The following is a 14640-nucleotide window of genomic DNA, read 5'->3' as shown; positions in this document are numbered from 1 at the left end:
AAAGAAATGGAGTATGCCGATCCAAAACTGGCGGCTGGCGATGAGTCGTTTTATTATCGAGTTCGGTGACCGCCTGAGCGATCACCTTTAATACGTTGGCAGTTACACAGAATTATTTACAGGGTCGTGTTTGCCCTTCCGCTTCGTGCCACGAACGCATTTCCCAAGATAGCATGAGCTCTGCAAAAGCTGTTCGATTGGCCCACGGCAATGCATCACCCTCTATGTTAATCTGGTCCTGTATAACACCTCTTCCAGCTTCTTTTGAACACCAATACCCTCGTTTTATGATCGTATCAATTATCGTGCTTTTGCCTGACCCCGGGCCACCCGTCAGAATGAAACGATGTTGTAAAGCTGAAGACATTGAACCCTCCCAAACATTTATAGACGCGATAAAGCAGCAATATTGATGGCGTACTTTCCGCGCGTCGCCATATTACCTGTTGATGGCATGACTAACTACGTTTTATCCTGACTCGCATGTCCTCTTCACGATCCTCGCTGACTGTAAGATGTAATTGTGTCGAATCTCGCGTCAGCAACATCCGACACAGTCACCGTTTTACCAGACCTTTTCGGCAAGTTCCGTCACCAGGCGCACTTTGTCCCACTGCTGCTCGGCAGTCAGGCTGTTACCCTCTTCTGTTGAGGCAAATCCGCACTGTGGACTGAGGCAGATTTGGCTGATATCGACATATTGTGCCGCTTCGTTAATTCGCGCCTGAATCAACTCCGGGTTTTCCAGCTCACCATTTTTGGTGGTGATCAAACCTAAAACGACCTGCTGATGACCCGGACGCACAAAGCGCAGCGGTGCAAAATCACCGGAACGGTCGTTATCGTATTCAAGGAAGAATGCATCCACATTGACGCTGCCGAATAACACTTCCGCAACTGGCTCGTAGCCACCCTCAGAAATCCACGTTGATCGGAAGTTACCGCGACAAACATGCAGGCCGATAACTAAATCGTCCGGCTTTCCTTCCAGCGCTTTATTCAGTACCTGAGCATAGATTTGCGCCAGTTGGTCTGGGTCATCCCCACGCTCGCGGATCTCTTTACGTTGTGCATCGGAACACAGATAAGCCCAAACGGTGTCATCAAGTTGCAGATAGCGGCAACCGGCAGCGTAAAAAGCCTGAATCGCATCACGCCATGTCGTCGCCAGATCGTCAAAATACTCTTTTAAATCAGGGTATACATTACTGTCGATAGCATTGCGGCCGCCACGGAAATGCAGCACGCTTGGGCTTGGAATGGTCATTTTTGGCACCGCGTTGCCGCTGATACTTTTCAGATAACGGAAATCTTCCAGCATTGGGTGCGAACCAAACCCGAGTTTACCCACCACACGCACGCTATGCGCCTTGGTCTGTACCCCATTAAACTGGATACCCTGCTCTGATTCATAACGTTCCACACCTTGCAGGCCGTCGAAGAAATCAAAATGCCACCACGCCCGACGGAACTCGCCATCTGTCACCACATGCAGACCGCAAGCACACTGCTGCTCGACCGAAGCACGAATCGCATCATCTTCAACATTGCGCAACTGGCTGGCATCGATTTCACCTGCAGCAAACGCGAGGCGAGCATTTTTGATAGTGGCTGGACGTAAGAAGCTACCGACGATGTCGGCACGGAATGGAGCGCGATGTAGTGTTGACTGTGTCATGTGTTTTCTCCTTCCCTGCTAATTAATTTAGTCAGGTGATAATTCATTATTTGAATATTTAGCCGTCTGGAAGGCTATTTGTTTGATTGAGAATGGCAGATGCTGAACATGAGGACAAACGAAGATCTTTCATGGTTATTGAAAATAATTCATGTTGTTAAGATGCTGTAAATTCAAAGTTGATCTACATCACACTTTGCCGTCTAATATGACGTCCTGTTTTTGAGCCTCCCGATTATGATTGTTCGCCCGCATCAACACTGGTTTATTCGCTTATTTGTCTGGCATGGTTCGGTTCTACAAAAAATCTATTCACGCCTATTACTGAACCTCGCGCTTTCCATAAGCGTCATTTTCTTTCTCCCCTGGTATGAAACCCTCGGCATTAAGCTGACTACAGCACCCTTTAGTATTCTTGGTGTGGCGATAGCGATTTTTCTCGGGTTCAGAAACAGCGTCTGTTACGCACGCTTTAACGAGGCTCGCACCTTGTGGGGGCAACTGGCAATTACTCAGCGTTCGTTTGTGCGCGAGACAAAAAGTCTGTTGGGTGAAAACCAGAGTCAGATTACGTCGTTTGTGAATTTGCAGATTGCCTTTTGCCATGCGCTCAGGCTCACATTGCGTAAGCGCCCGATGGAAGAAACGCTGAAAAAATTCTTAACTGCCGATGAATTACAGTGGGTGATGAAAAGCCACGCGCCCTGTAACCGCATACTCTTGCTGATGGGTGACTGGCTCGCCGATAAGCGCAAACAGGGCCTGATTTCCGATGTAGTGTGGAGCAGCCTTAACCATCATCTGAACGATCTTTCCGCGGTTGCCGGAGGCTGTGAGCGTATTGCCAACACTCCGTTGCCGTTCGCCTATACGCTGATTTTGCATCGCACCGTTTACCTGTTCTGCATCATGCTGCCGTTCGCTTTGGTCACCGACCTACACTACATGACACCGTTCTTGTCGGTATTTGTTTCATATACCTTTATTTCGCTTGATACGCTGGCTGAAGAGTTGGAAGAACCGTTTGGCACCGAAGACAACGACCTGCCGCTGGATGCAATTTGCAACACTATTGAGCGGGATTTGCAGGATATGGATGAGAGGGAAGAACTGCCTGAGAAGTTGCGCCCGAATCGCTATTATCGGCTGAGCTAGGCGCACTATTTATTCATGCATACCCTAAATAATTCGAGTTACGGGAAGGCGACCAGGCCGTAAGTCCCCAGGAACATAGATAACTATGTGACTGGGGCGCACAGGTGCAGTCAACGCATCAGTAGCTCGAAGTATGATGAGTATTAGAAGATTGGGCCGACAAAATCACGCTTGCCTAACGGCACCCCCGCCTGACGCAAGATGTCGTAAGCGGTAGTGAAGTGGAAATAGAAGTTTGGCGTAGCGAATTTGTACACGTAGTTGCGAGCGGTGAAACGCAATTCGTGTTCACGAGCCATCACAACAATTGGGCGCTCGTCGTCGCCAGCAAGTTGCTCATCGCTAATGCCTTTCATGAACTCAACCGTTGCTTTGATACGGGTCTGAAGCTGTTCAATAGTGGTTTCGTTATCTTCCATCACCGGAGCATCAACACCCGCCAGGCGAGCAACGGCACGTTTAGCCATATCGGTGGTAATTTGCACCTGACGCACCAACGGATACATATCTTCCGCCAGTGATGCAGTCAGCAGGCTCTCTTCCGTTTTGCCGTTCTCTTTCGCCCAGTTAGCCGCTTTCTCAAGGATTGCAGACAGGTTGCTTAGACCCAGGATGAACTGCGCATTGGTTTCACTGTAAATCGACATTGTGGCTTCCTTTAGATATGACAAATTTGAGGCAAAGATTACACCCTGTTAGCGCCCTGCGGATAGCAAATTCACGGCTCAGGCAAAGCTAAATCCTTCATCTGCCCAACCGGTGATTCCACCAATCATAATTTTCACCGGACGGCCCAGACGCGCCAGTTTTAACGCTGCGCGATCCGCACCGTTGCAATGTGGCCCGGCGCAATAAACCACGAATAAAGTATCAGCAGGCCATTCGGCCATGCGTTCAGCCGACATATCCCGATGACGCAAATGCAACGCGCCCGGAATATGGCGACGGGTGAATGCTTCCGGGGAGCCGACCACATGCAGCAGAACAAAATCCATATCTTCATCTTTCATCGCGCTATGGACATCATCGCAGTCTGTTTCGAGACACAAACGCTGGAGAAAATGAGCGGCAGCGATTTCTGGGGCGGCGGCTGGATAGTCAGTAACGTAACTCATAAATACTCCTCATGATGGTGAGATCTCACTATAGAGCGCAGCGTGTAGCTTGACGTATGGCAGAAATGACAGATAACGTGAAGATCATGACAATCGTTCGGGATTCCCCTGTGCAAAACCCTCTAGTTGTTGCGCTGGCATATGACGGTCTGTGTACCTTTGAATTTGGTGTCGTTGTTGAAGTGTTTGGCCTGCCGCGTCCGGAAATGGGTGATAACTGGTATCGGTTTGCGGTCGCAGGAATCGAACCAGGCGAGCTTAGAGCGACCGGCGGTATCCGACTGGCGGTCGATGGTGGCCTTTCTTTGTTGGAAGACGCCGGAACGATTATTGTGCCCGGCTGGCGAGGTGTCGACGAGCCGGTTCCACCACAATTGTGCGAAGCGTTACGCACGGCACATTCACGCGGGGCGCGGATTATGTCGATATGCTCAGGCGTATTCGTGCTGGCAGCCAGCGGCCTGCTCGATGGGTTACAAGCCTCAACCCACTGGCGTTATACCGAAAAACTTCAGCAACGCTATCCTGCCATTCAGGTGATGCCAGATGTGTTGTATATCGATAACGGATCGGTGCTGACCTCTGCCGGAAGCGCCGCCGGTATCGATTTGAGTTTGCATCTGGTGCGGCGTGATTATGGCCAGGCTGCCGCAAACAGCGTGGCTCGCCGCCTGGTCGTCCCCCCTCATCGCGTTGGCGGGCAGGCTCAGTTTATCGAACAACCTATTCCAGTTGCCTATGAGAGCAAGCGTCTAAGCCCACTGTTCGATTATCTGCAAATCCATCTGGCTGATGAACACACTGTAGAGTCGCTGGCGGTGTTTACCGGTATGAGTCCGAGAACATTTTTACGCCGTTTTGCCGCAACAACCGGCACCACGCCCGCACGCTGGCTGCTGAATATGCGCCTGGCGCGCTGTCGGGATTTACTGGAAATCAGCACACTCTCCATTGATGAAATTGCCGAACGTGTTGGATTTGGCAGTGCGGCAACCCTGCGCCACCATTTCCGCGCTAAGTTCTCCACCACACCAGCCGCATACCGCAAGTCATTTACTTCAAGTAACGAAAAATTGATTATCACCAGTGAAACAACGTGATAGAGATAACGGCATTATTTGAAAGTTAGCAGATGAATGTATCTGGAGAAGATATGCGTAAATTGAAGGTGTTTGTTTTTTCTGTGGCCCTGATGGCCGGTTCTTTGCCATTGGCGATGACTGCTCAAGCAGCTGATGCGCCTGCTGTCGCACCTGCGCCAGCCGCTCCACAGCCAGCGTCCTCGTTTGAAATTCAAGAATTTCATGCCGATTACAAGCCATATAAAATTGGCGACATCGTACCGGATTTGTATCGCACCAAGGAGTACCGCATTGATGCCTGGCAAATCAGGCATCTGCCAGCACCAGAGGCGGGAAGCCACTGGACATACATGGGCGGGAATTACGTGTTGATTACCGACGCGGAAGGCAAAATTGTGCGTGCCATGAAAGGTGAGATTTTTTACGGCCACTAACAGAACAAACCCCGGTCATCGCACCGGGGTTTGGTTTTCAAACAGGCGTTAATTAAGCGCGCAGCATAGCTTTAATCTTCGAGTAAGCGTGCTCAAAAATCATATCCGTCGTACACATAAAGACAATCACATCACCGGACTCGCACTCGTCGAGCGCTTCGTTTAATTCCGCATCAAAATCTTTAGATAACTGTGGCATCAACATCTGCATATCGCCCGGATAATCCTCATCTTCATCAGGTGGCATATCGTCAATTTTCGAGCCACGCACCACGTAAATCAGCAGATTTTTATCGTTGGATGTAATTGGGGCGCGCAAATATTTACCCGTTGGATGCTTAGCCATATCGTTACCTTTTGTTGATAGCTGTAAATTCCGCGCTATCCTCGCAAAAGATGACGCGAAAAGACAGCCTGAGCGTAATGACAAGACTCAGTTAACCACTAAACTCAGGAGAATTAAAAATCTGGACTGAGGTGGGCTATGCAACAAAAAGTTTCTGCTCAATGTCATTGTGGTGCTGTCGCTTTTACCGTCGAGCTTAGCGATGGTTTTAACACTATCCGCCGCTGTAACTGTTCATTTTGCCGTATGCGCGGCGCGGTTGCTGTCTCTGCTCCGTTGTCGGGGATTAAGGTTACTAAAGGGCAGGATAAACTCACCGAGTATCGTTTTAACACCGGAGCGGCGGTGCATTTCTTCTGTTCCGTATGCGGGATTTATACTTTTCACCAGCGCCGCTCAAACCCTGAGCAATATGGCGTTAATGTCGCCTGCATTGAAGGCGTTTCACCTTTCGATTTCCCGAAAGTCACGGTGATGGATGGCATCCATCACCCGAAAGATGGCGGCGGTGGCGTGGCCGGGTATCTGACTTTTACACCTGAGTGATCTATGGGATTCGCTGGCGGGTAATGTTGTGCTTACCCGCCAGGCGAATGTCACTTCTCCCCCAGCCGCCAAATCTTCTCGGCATAGCGCCCGACAAGGGCCAGCGAGATGGCGAGCAGCAGGAAGAAAATCACTTTATTGGTGTCGTCCCAGAACATCTCGAAATAGCGGGTGTAGAGGTTAATACCGAGGAACGTTAGACCGAATCCGCGCAGCATGCCATCGTCTGTTTTCAGGCTAATCCAGATACATGCACCTGCCGCCAGGGCGAACAGCAATGACCAGTGCAACAGCTCAATCTGGCGCACACTTTGCCAGATATCCAAATCGTAATTGCCAAAGATCGACAAAATCCACAAGGCGATAAACAGATACAGCAGCCCCATCGCTTTGCTGACTGCAAACACGTTACGTTGCAGTAAAGGTTTTTTAAGCAGGTAACATGCCGCGAGTAATACCCCGCCGAATAATACAAAACGAATTGGGTAGTTCATACCGAGCCAGTAAGCGCCCCAACCAGAAGAATACCCTGTCGATGTCCCGAAATAGCTCCCTAATGCCAGTAGGAAAAATAGCCAGATAAGACCCGAACGGCTCAGGTAGCCAATGACGCCGTAAATCGCGCAGCCGAGCAAAAATAGCGGTGCTACATTTCCGCTGCCGTTATCGAGCGCCATGCCGAGCTGCCATAAAAATAGCGCGGTGAATAATACGCCCAGGAACAGAATAGCCTCATTGCTGTAGCGTTTATCCGGCATCTTTCTCTGGCGGTAGAATCCCCAGCAATAAAAGGCAATAGCGATAAGCAGCAAAATGACCGCACGCGTGAGGTAGCCAAAATTAAATAGCAACGCCATCAAATATTCATCAGCAACCAGGCTGCCCATTGCGATAATGAAGCAGGCCAGCGCTATCCAGAATGCATAGCGGCTCATTCGTTGCCAGTCGAACAGCTGAACCGAGAGGTTTTGTTGCAAACGCTGCTGTTCTGGGGCATCAATCACCCTTCCTTACGCCAGCCCTCCAGTGTGCGCTTGACGATCTTTTCCTGTTTGCGAGTCACTTTCATAGCGGTTTTCCTTACCTGAGTTTAGTCACTACGTTACAGTAATTAATCAGATTCTAAACCATGCACAATTTCTTAATTCATCACTACGCTTAATGCAATTAAGTCACTGGAGAAACCTATGCAGGACTGGAACCCCGCCCTTTACTTGCAGTTTGCAGCTGAACGTACGCGCCCGGCAGCAGAACTCGCCGCTCGCATTCAACACCCCGAAGCAAAACATATTGCAGATTTAGGCTGCGGACCGGGCAACAGTACCGCTTTACTGCACCAGGCCTTCCCGAATGCAACTGTGACCGGCATCGATAGCTCTCCGGCGATGCTGGAAAAAGCTCGGGTCGCCCTGCCCAATTGCCAATTTGAGAGCGCCGATATCGCCCACTGGCAACCGGCGGTGAAACAAGATGTGATTTATGCGAATGCGTCATTGCAGTGGCTGGGGGATCATTCGTCACTGTTTCCACACCTCGTCGCGCAACTGGCTGAAGGCGGCATATTAGCGGTGCAAATGCCGGATAACTGGCAGGAGCCAACGCATACATTAATGCGCCAGGTCGCTGCTGAATTGGGAAGCCCTGACTCCGGGCGAGAAGCGTTGCTACCTGCACAACAGTATTACGATTTGCTGGCGCAGTCGGGCTGTACGGTGGATATCTGGCGTACAACCTATTTCCACGTCATGCCGTCAGCGCAGGCGATTATTGAATGGCTGAGCTCTACCGGTTTACGGCCTTATCTCGCAAACCTGGACGCTATCCAGCAGGAGGCGTTTCTTGAACGTTACCACCAGTTGTTGCAACAGGCCTATCCACCGCGACACGATGGCAATGTGCTGATGCTGTTCCCACGCCTGTTTATTGTGGCAAGAAAAACTATAGCGTAACGCCCATCTGGCGTAGCGTTTCGACATCCTGCAAAGGCGCTGCGCCAAACGAACGACGATATTCACGGTTAAACTGCGACGGCGATTCATAGCCTACTTGCCAGGCGACATTCGCCACATCCTGGCCGCCACTGAGCAACAACCGCCTGGCTTCGAGCAGGCGGACCTGCTTTTGATATTGCAACGGGCTCATCACGGTCAGGGCTTTAAAGCGATGATGCAGGCTTGAAGTACTCATGCCGACACGCTTTGCCAGTTCATCAATTTTTAGCGGCTCAGCGAAATGGCGCTTAATCCAAGCCAGAGCTTCCCCCGCACCTTTGCCCTGGTTCCAGGAGAGCGTCTGTTTCCAGAACGTCGCACCTGATGGCGATGTCACCAGGCGATAAAGAATTTCCTGCTTAATCAGTTTAGACATCACCGGTAAATCATCAGGGGTATCCAACACTTTCACCAGCCGTAAAAAGGCATCCTGCAACGCTTCATCTGATTGCGTGACCCAGGCTCCGACATTCGCCGCTTCTTGCTGTTTTTCTGGCAGGGTGATTTGCAAAGAAACGATTAAGTCGGCGATTTCTTTGCTGTCCAGATCGATACGCAAACCATAATAAGGCGCGGATTCACAAGCTTGCGTGACCTGCCCGGAAACCGGCATATCGACTGCTGCCAGCGAATAACTTCCCGGTCCATATTCGGTGACATTGTCACCGATTAACATCTTTTTGCGCCCTTGCAACACGATGCACATTGAGGGTTGCAACATGCCGCGATTGAGCACAGTCGGTTCAGGCATGCGCACAAAACTCAGCCATGGCAACGCCGTCACAAAATCACGATCCGACGAGCCACTACGCGGATAATGTTCCGCCACGCGCTGGCAGAGTTCCGCTAAAATGCGGCCCTCAGGCCGCTGAATATTCACTGCTTCTGGCATATCACTGCCCCATAATGGCTTTCGGTTCAAGATACCCTTCCAGCCCGTAAGTGCCAAACTCGCGCCCAAGCCCAGATTGTTTAAAGCCGCCAAACGGTGCATTCGGTTCGTCATAAACACCGTTTACAAACACCCGCCCGGCAATTAACTGGTTCGCCACCGCTGCGGTACGCGCCGCATCTTTGCCGCTCACATAAGCCTGTAGGCCGTAAATCGTGTCGTTGGCGATTGCCACAGCCTCGGCGTCATCTTTATAAGTGATTACTGATAATACCGGGCCAAAAATCTCTTGCTGGGCGATAGTCATATCGTTGCGAACATTAACAAAAACAGTCGGTTTGACATAGTAACCGCGTTCGAAACCTTCTGCGCGCCCCTCGCCACCACACAGTAATTCAGCACCTTCCTCTATGCCCTTGCGGATGTAATCCTGCACGCGTTGAAACTGCTGCGCCGTCACCGAAGTACCGATGTTTTCGCCCGGAACCAGTTGCGAAATATGTTTGCGTAGTTGCGCTTTCACCGCCTCGAGTTGGCTTTCCGCCACCAGCAATCGGGTGCCTGCAATGCACGCCTGGCCGCTGTTCCACGACATCACCTGCAACGCGAGCGGAATCGCCCGTTCCAGATCCGCATCGTCGAGCAGCACATTGGCTGACTTCCCACCCAATTCCAGCGTCACACGTTTGAGCGTATCCACCGCGCCACGAGCAATGGTTTTGCCAACAATGGTTGAGCCGGTAAACGAAATTTTCGCGATATCAGGATGGCGTGTAATTTCCGCTCCCACCACGTCGCCACGCCCGGTCACAATGTTAATCACGCCATCCGGCAAGCCCGCGGCGTGCAGGCATTCGGTGATCAGCGCCGTTTGTTGGGCGCTCAGTTCGCTGGGTTTGATTACGGCGGTTGAACCCGAGGCAATCACCGTTGAGAGTTTGCCCGCAATAAAACCGTAATTGGCGTTCCACGGCGTGATCAGGCCGACAACACCGTGTGGCTCCATCACCACGTTTGCGCCGCCGACGCGGGTTTCAAAAGCATAGTCGGCAAGAATATCGCGCATTTGCAAAAAACCGAGGTATGAACGTTGAACGGTACTTTCTGCAAAAAATCGCGGGCAACCATACTCTTCAACCATGGTGTCGATAAGCTCGGCTTCGCGAGCTTTTAGCGCATCATGCAGTTGTTGCAGCCAGGCCATACGCTGTTCACGCGTAGACAGACGCATCGCCGGGAATGCAGCTTTCGCGGCGGCAATGGCGAGGCGCGTATCGTCCACATCAGCCAGTTGAACCTCGGCGGTTTTCTCTTCGTTAGTCGGATTAATCAGGTCGATGATTTCTTCACCGTGCGGGGTAACAAACTGGCCGTTGATATAGATTTTATTGATGATTTTCATGTTGCGCTCCAGGTGTGTTTTGACCGGTTCAGTGTCGCCTGGAGGCTGATTTTTCTTTAGAGCAATGCTGTCAGATGATTGCACAATCCTGCAAATGTGCCGGATTATCCCCTCAGCCGCAGCGGTGGCAACTGGTCAAATACCGAGCGCAGGCAACTGCCCCACATATTGCGAATCTCGCTGAAATACTCATGTTGCGCAGTGATGGCGTATTGTTGTGAATCATCAAAAGTTTCGGCGTGATACATCATCACATCCAGCGGCAGGCCGACGGATAAATTCGAATTAAGCGTTGAGTCCATCGAAATCAGCGCGCACTGCACTGCCTGTTCCAGGCTGGTGTCGTAACTGACGATCCGGTCGATAATTGGTTTGCCATATTTGCTTTCGCCAATCTGGAAATACGGCGTGTCGCTGGTCGCTTCGATGAAATTCCCTTCGGCATAAATGTGGAACAGGCGCGTGGATTCGCCGCGAATTTGCCCGCCGAGAATAAAGGTGGCGGTGAAATCTGCACCGTCCCGGGCGATCACCTCTTTTAAGGTTTGCCCCACCAGAACGGAGGCGTCGTAAAGTGAGCTGACGGTGTAGAGATTTTGCGTGGTGGCGTCTTGTGCGCGGTGCTGCAACAGGTTGATGACGCTTTGAGTGGTCGCCAGATTACCGGCACTTTGCATAATCAGCGTGCGGTCATCGCCACGCTGGAAGACATGCAGTTTTTTGAACGTTGAGATGTGGTCAACGCCCGCGTTAGTGCGCGAGTCGCTGACAAAAATCATGCCGCTGGCTAAGCGCATGGCAACGCAGTAGGTCATGGTTGATTCCTGATGTGAGTTATTGCTGGCCCTGCATGCGCTGCACCGCCGCCACCGTTTCCATCCCTTCGTCGCCACCGCCAATGCGCACGCCGCGCACCGGGCAGGCATCGAGATAATCAAACCCCACCGCCAGCTTCAGGTGGTGGCAGGTGTTGCGCGTATTGTTGGTGATATCAAAACTGCGCCAGCGCCCTTCTACCAGCGCTTCAACCCATGCATGCATCGCCACATGCGCGCTGTCCGGCGTGTAGAGATAACCGCTGATGTAACGCGCCGGGATATTCAGGCTGCGGCAACAGGCGACAAACACATGCGCGTGATCCTGGCAAACGCCCACGCCAGCCTCGAATGCTTGCGCGGCGCTGTCTTTAACGTCGGTTCCGCCCGGTGTATAGGGCATGCGTTCCAGCACTTCACCCATCATTACTGTCAGGCTTTCCAGCGGCGCGGATTCGCGCCAGTGCAGATTGGCAAAGGCCAGAATCGCGCCATCCGGTTGCGTTAACGGCGTATGGCGCAACCACACCAGCGGCGAAAGTGCTTCGTGAGTGCCATCGTCCAGCGCTTCACCTTCGGCAATTTCCACCACGCCCGTGGCTTTAATGCTGATCGACTGATGCGGGCGGTCGAGCGTCAAAACATGCAGAATATTGCCAAAAGCATCGGTGGTTTGTACCGCCTCTTCCGGTAGCGCCAGCTCCCAGGAAATAATGTGCTGATGCAGCGATTCCTGCGGCGTGAGGCGCAAATATTGCGTGCTGTGCTTAACCAACTCGTCATAGCTGTAGTGCGTGCTGTGTTCGATTGTCAGTCTCATTGTGCCTCCAGATAGGTGTATTGGATGCTTTCGGAAATCGCGTTAACCTGGCTTAAAAAGCGCGTCAGCCAGGGTTGCAGCCCGCAATCTATGACGTCATCCAATGTGCTAAAGCGTAGCTCGGCATGCAGAACATGCGCCAGGCGACGTGGAGCGTTGGCGCTGTGGCCGCCGATCAGCTCCAGTTGGTTGACCACTTCTTCGATGCACGACCGCAAAGAACGCGGGCTTTCGCTACGTAATATCAGCAAATCAGCCACCATTTCGCGCACCAGTTGCTGCTTGTAGATACTGTGATACGCCTCGCGCGCACTCACCGCCCGCAGCAATGTGTCCATGCGGTAATGCTCGCGCACCGCGTCCGGGTCGTTATCCAGCAGTTGGTTTTTCACGCCCAATAAACGCGCGGTGCTGTCGGCGCGTTCCAGTAATGTGCCGATGCGGATAAACGACATTGCATCGTTGCGCAGCATGGTGCCAAACATCGCCCCGCGAAACAGGTGCGAACGCTCTTTCACCCAGTCAAAAAAGTCATCGGCATTGCTGCTGTTCACGCCCTCTTTGCGCAGCCGTTTCATCTCAATCCACGCCGAGTTGATGCTTTCCCACACTTCTGATGACAAGCTGCCGCGCACCGCATGGGCGTTCTCCCAGGCCGACTGAAAGCAGCTATAAATGCTGCTCGAGTTGCGCGTATCTAACGCAAAGTAGTCGAAAATCCCCGGCATGGTGAGTTGCTGGTAATACTCCCAGTACGCCGCCCCGCTGCCGGTTAAATTCAGCGGCACCTGCAAATCCTGATGCCCGGTTTCGCGAAATGGCATCATTGATAAACGGTTGGTGACGTCTAATACGCGGGCAATGTTTTCGGCGCGTTCCAGATAACGAGCCATCCAATACAGTTCACTGGCGGTGCGGCTTAGCATGATGTGTCGTCCTCCAGAACCCAGGTGTCTTTGGTGCCGCCGCCTTGCGATGAGTTCACCACCAGCGAGCCTTTTTTGAGCGCCACACGCGTTAAGCCGCCTGCGATTAAACGCGTTTCAGCGCCATACAATGCGAACGGGCGCAGATCGATATGGCGCGGTGCCAACCCTTCTTCGACAAACGTCGGGCATGTTGACAGCGCCAGCGTGTCCTGGGCGATATAGTTTTGCGGGCGAGCTTTGAGCACCGCACGGAAGGCTTCGATTTCCGCTTTGCTGGCCGCCGGGCCAATCAACATGCCGTAACCGCCTGCGCCGTGAACCTCTTTCACCACCATTTGCTCAAGGCGCGATAGCACGTAACCGAGTTGATCCGCATGGCGACACTGCCAGGTTGGCACGTTATTCAGAATCGGTTCTTCGGAGAGATAAAAACGGATCATGGCGGGCACATACGGGTAAATGGATTTGTCGTCGGCCACGCCGGTGCCAATCGCATTCGCCAGCACCACGCCGCCAGTGCGGTACACCGACAGCAAACCCGGCACGCCGAGCATCGAATCCGGGCGAAACGCCAGCGGGTCGAGAAACGCATCGTCCACCCGGCGGTAAATCACATCGACTTTGCATGGCCCAAGCGTAGTGCGCATAAACACCGCACCCTCTTTGACAAACAAATCAGCGCTTTCCACCAACTCGACGCCCATTTGTTGCGCCAGGAAACTGTGTTCAAAATAGGCGCTGTTAAAGCGGCCAGGCGTGAGAACGACGACGGTCGGGTCATTAACCGGCGAGCTTTCCCGCAGGGTTTGCAGCAGGTGCGAAGGGTAACGTTCGACCGGGCGAATGCGCTGTTGAGCAAATAATTCAGGGTATAGCCGCATCATCATTTTGCGGTTTTCCAGCATGTAGGAAACGCCGGATGGCGTGCGCAGGTTGTCTTCCAGCACGTAATATTGCCCGTCACCGCCGCGCACCATATCCACGCCAATGATGTGCGCGTAAATATCGCGATGCAGATTAATGCCCTGCATACACGGCTGATACTGATCGTTTGCCAGCACTTGTTCAGCCGGGATCACGCCCGCTTTGAGGATATTTTGATCGTGATAGATATCGTGCAAAAAGAGGTTTAGCGCCTGCACGCGCTGGCGAATCCCGGCATCGAGCATTGCCCATTCCGTGGCGTGAATGATGCGCGGCACGCTATCAAAAGGAATTAAACGCTCGGCTCCGTCTTCGTCGCCATAGACGTTAAAAGTAATCCCGACGCGGTGAAACAGCAGCGCCGCTTCCTGTTTCTTGCGCATTACCGCCGAGCTATCGGCACGCTGTAACCAGTTCCAGTAATTACCGTAATGGCCACGATGATTGCCGTCGAGGGCAAACATTTCATCAAAAAAAGACGCAGCACCAGGGTCCATATTGATCATAATTC

15 protein-coding genes and 2 pseudogenes are annotated in these 14640 nt (G+C 52.2%); 5 read left to right on the top strand and 12 right to left on the bottom strand.

All coding sequences use genetic code 11. The annotated features are described in order from the left end of the window. Positions 1-118: 118 nt before the first annotated feature. Positions 119-367: pseudogene (locus LVQ79_RS07850) on the bottom strand (AAA family ATPase); the annotation flags it as partial. A gap of 198 nt (positions 368-565) precedes the next feature. After that, positions 566-1678 carry a cobalamin-independent methionine synthase II family protein gene (locus tag LVQ79_RS07845; RefSeq protein WP_232864509.1) on the bottom strand — a complete coding sequence of 371 codons (1113 nt, stop codon included), beginning with the start codon at positions 1676-1678 and terminating at the stop codon, positions 566-568. A gap of 237 nt (positions 1679-1915) precedes the next feature. Between LVQ79_RS07845 and LVQ79_RS07840 the strand changes: the two genes are divergently transcribed. Further along, positions 1916-2833 carry a bestrophin family protein gene (locus LVQ79_RS07840; RefSeq protein ID WP_232864523.1) on the top strand — a complete coding sequence of 306 codons (918 nt, stop codon included), beginning with the start codon at positions 1916-1918 and terminating at the stop codon, positions 2831-2833. Positions 2834-2976: 143 nt separating this feature from the next. Here the strand turns inward: LVQ79_RS07840 and LVQ79_RS07835 are convergent, their stop codons facing one another. Continuing rightward, positions 2977-3480: a DUF1993 domain-containing protein gene (locus LVQ79_RS07835; RefSeq protein WP_134182823.1), complete on the bottom strand. Its 504-nt coding sequence runs from the start codon at positions 3478-3480 to the stop codon at positions 2977-2979. A 78-nt stretch (positions 3481-3558) separates the two neighbouring features. Further along, entirely contained in the window at positions 3559-3948 is a 390-nt protein-coding gene (locus LVQ79_RS07830; RefSeq protein WP_151993391.1) for a rhodanese-like domain-containing protein, read from the bottom strand. Positions 3949-4013: 65 nt separating this feature from the next. Here LVQ79_RS07830 and ftrA point away from each other — a divergent pair, with 65 nt between their 5' ends. Both ftrA and LVQ79_RS07820 read left to right on the top strand, forming a co-directional pair. After that, positions 4014-5048 (top strand): transcriptional regulator FtrA, encoded by a 1035-nt coding sequence (gene ftrA / locus LVQ79_RS07825; RefSeq protein WP_232864522.1) that lies wholly within the window; start codon positions 4014-4016, stop codon positions 5046-5048. 53 nt (positions 5049-5101) lie between these two features. After that, entirely contained in the window at positions 5102-5464 is a 363-nt protein-coding gene (locus tag LVQ79_RS07820; RefSeq protein ID WP_232864508.1) for an RcnB family protein, read from the top strand. A 52-nt stretch (positions 5465-5516) separates the two neighbouring features. On the opposite strand, the gene LVQ79_RS07815 is transcribed toward LVQ79_RS07820, so the two are convergent. Next, the gene (locus LVQ79_RS07815) at positions 5517-5810 is read right to left on the bottom strand and encodes a hypothetical protein (RefSeq protein ID WP_064518695.1); all 294 of its coding nucleotides are present in this window, start codon (positions 5808-5810) and stop codon (positions 5517-5519) included. A 138-nt stretch (positions 5811-5948) separates the two neighbouring features. On the opposite strand from LVQ79_RS07815, the gene LVQ79_RS07810 reads away from it, so the two are divergent. Continuing rightward, on the top strand, positions 5949-6356 hold the full coding sequence (locus LVQ79_RS07810; RefSeq protein ID WP_232864507.1) for a GFA family protein: 408 nt from the start codon (positions 5949-5951) through the stop codon (positions 6354-6356). Between the two features lie 50 nt (positions 6357-6406). Here LVQ79_RS07810 and LVQ79_RS07805 read toward each other — a convergent pair. Next, a pseudogene (locus tag LVQ79_RS07805) lies at positions 6407-7425 on the bottom strand (DUF2157 domain-containing protein). 118 nt (positions 7426-7543) lie between these two features. On the opposite strand from LVQ79_RS07805, the gene tam reads away from it, so the two are divergent. After that, positions 7544-8305: a trans-aconitate 2-methyltransferase gene (tam, locus tag LVQ79_RS07800; protein ID WP_232864506.1), complete on the top strand. Its 762-nt coding sequence runs from the start codon at positions 7544-7546 to the stop codon at positions 8303-8305. Here the strand turns inward: tam and LVQ79_RS07795 are convergent. The 6 genes from LVQ79_RS07795 to LVQ79_RS07770 form a co-directional block, all read right to left on the bottom strand. Then, positions 8295-9239, bottom strand: coding sequence for an AraC family transcriptional regulator (locus LVQ79_RS07795; RefSeq protein WP_232864505.1), 945 nt, complete (start codon positions 9237-9239; stop codon positions 8295-8297). The genes tam and LVQ79_RS07795 overlap by 11 nt on opposite strands. Position 9240: 1 nt before the next feature. Beyond that, a complete protein-coding gene (locus LVQ79_RS07790; protein WP_232864504.1) occupies positions 9241-10641 on the bottom strand; it encodes an aldehyde dehydrogenase family protein in 1401 nt (466 codons plus the stop codon). Positions 10642-10745: 104 nt separating this feature from the next. Further along, positions 10746-11456 carry a proteasome-type protease gene (locus tag LVQ79_RS07785; RefSeq protein ID WP_232864503.1) on the bottom strand — a complete coding sequence of 237 codons (711 nt, stop codon included), beginning with the start codon at positions 11454-11456 and terminating at the stop codon, positions 10746-10748. Between the two features lie 19 nt (positions 11457-11475). Continuing rightward, complete coding sequence (locus LVQ79_RS07780; protein ID WP_232864502.1) at positions 11476-12276, bottom strand: transglutaminase family protein; 801 nt, start codon at positions 12274-12276, stop codon at positions 11476-11478. Beyond that, positions 12273-13202, bottom strand: coding sequence for an alpha-E domain-containing protein (locus LVQ79_RS07775; RefSeq protein WP_232864501.1), 930 nt, complete (start codon positions 13200-13202; stop codon positions 12273-12275). Before LVQ79_RS07775 ends, LVQ79_RS07780 begins: the two co-directional genes overlap by 4 nt. Beyond that, entirely contained in the window at positions 13196-14635 is a 1440-nt protein-coding gene (locus LVQ79_RS07770) for a circularly permuted type 2 ATP-grasp protein (RefSeq protein ID WP_232864521.1), read from the bottom strand. Before LVQ79_RS07770 ends, LVQ79_RS07775 begins: the two co-directional genes overlap by 7 nt. Positions 14636-14640 lie beyond the last annotated feature (5 nt).

Source organism: Buttiauxella cochleicola (genome assembly GCF_021282405.1).
Classification (GTDB): Bacteria; Pseudomonadota; Gammaproteobacteria; order Enterobacterales; family Enterobacteriaceae; genus Buttiauxella; species Buttiauxella massiliensis.
Note: the sequence above shows the minus strand (reverse complement) of the source record. Positions and strands in the feature narration are given on the sequence as shown.

What these genes read in the sequence shown, in the direction of transcription:
- LVQ79_RS07845 (WP_232864509.1), bottom strand. Translation starts at nt 1,678, where the DNA reads ATGACACAGTCAACACTACATCGCGCTCCATTCCGTGCCGACATCGTC.
- LVQ79_RS07840 (WP_232864523.1), top strand. Translation starts at nt 1,916, where the DNA reads ATGATTGTTCGCCCGCATCAACACTGGTTTATTCGCTTATTTGTCTGG.
- LVQ79_RS07835 (WP_134182823.1), bottom strand. Translation starts at nt 3,480, where the DNA reads ATGTCGATTTACAGTGAAACCAATGCGCAGTTCATCCTGGGTCTAAGC.
- LVQ79_RS07830 (WP_151993391.1), bottom strand. Translation starts at nt 3,948, where the DNA reads ATGAGTTACGTTACTGACTATCCAGCCGCCGCCCCAGAAATCGCTGCC.
- ftrA (WP_232864522.1), top strand. Translation starts at nt 4,014, where the DNA reads ATGACAGATAACGTGAAGATCATGACAATCGTTCGGGATTCCCCTGTG.
- LVQ79_RS07820 (WP_232864508.1), top strand. Translation starts at nt 5,102, where the DNA reads ATGCGTAAATTGAAGGTGTTTGTTTTTTCTGTGGCCCTGATGGCCGGT.
- LVQ79_RS07815 (WP_064518695.1), bottom strand. Translation starts at nt 5,810, where the DNA reads ATGGCTAAGCATCCAACGGGTAAATATTTGCGCGCCCCAATTACATCC.
- LVQ79_RS07810 (WP_232864507.1), top strand. Translation starts at nt 5,949, where the DNA reads ATGCAACAAAAAGTTTCTGCTCAATGTCATTGTGGTGCTGTCGCTTTT.
- tam (WP_232864506.1), top strand. Translation starts at nt 7,544, where the DNA reads ATGCAGGACTGGAACCCCGCCCTTTACTTGCAGTTTGCAGCTGAACGT.
- LVQ79_RS07795 (WP_232864505.1), bottom strand. Translation starts at nt 9,239, where the DNA reads ATGCCAGAAGCAGTGAATATTCAGCGGCCTGAGGGCCGCATTTTAGCG.
- LVQ79_RS07790 (WP_232864504.1), bottom strand. Translation starts at nt 10,641, where the DNA reads ATGAAAATCATCAATAAAATCTATATCAACGGCCAGTTTGTTACCCCG.
- LVQ79_RS07785 (WP_232864503.1), bottom strand. Translation starts at nt 11,456, where the DNA reads ATGACCTACTGCGTTGCCATGCGCTTAGCCAGCGGCATGATTTTTGTC.
- LVQ79_RS07780 (WP_232864502.1), bottom strand. Translation starts at nt 12,276, where the DNA reads ATGAGACTGACAATCGAACACAGCACGCACTACAGCTATGACGAGTTG.
- LVQ79_RS07775 (WP_232864501.1), bottom strand. Translation starts at nt 13,202, where the DNA reads ATGCTAAGCCGCACCGCCAGTGAACTGTATTGGATGGCTCGTTATCTG.
- LVQ79_RS07770 (WP_232864521.1), bottom strand. Translation starts at nt 14,635, where the DNA reads ATGATCAATATGGACCCTGGTGCTGCGTCTTTTTTTGATGAAATGTTT.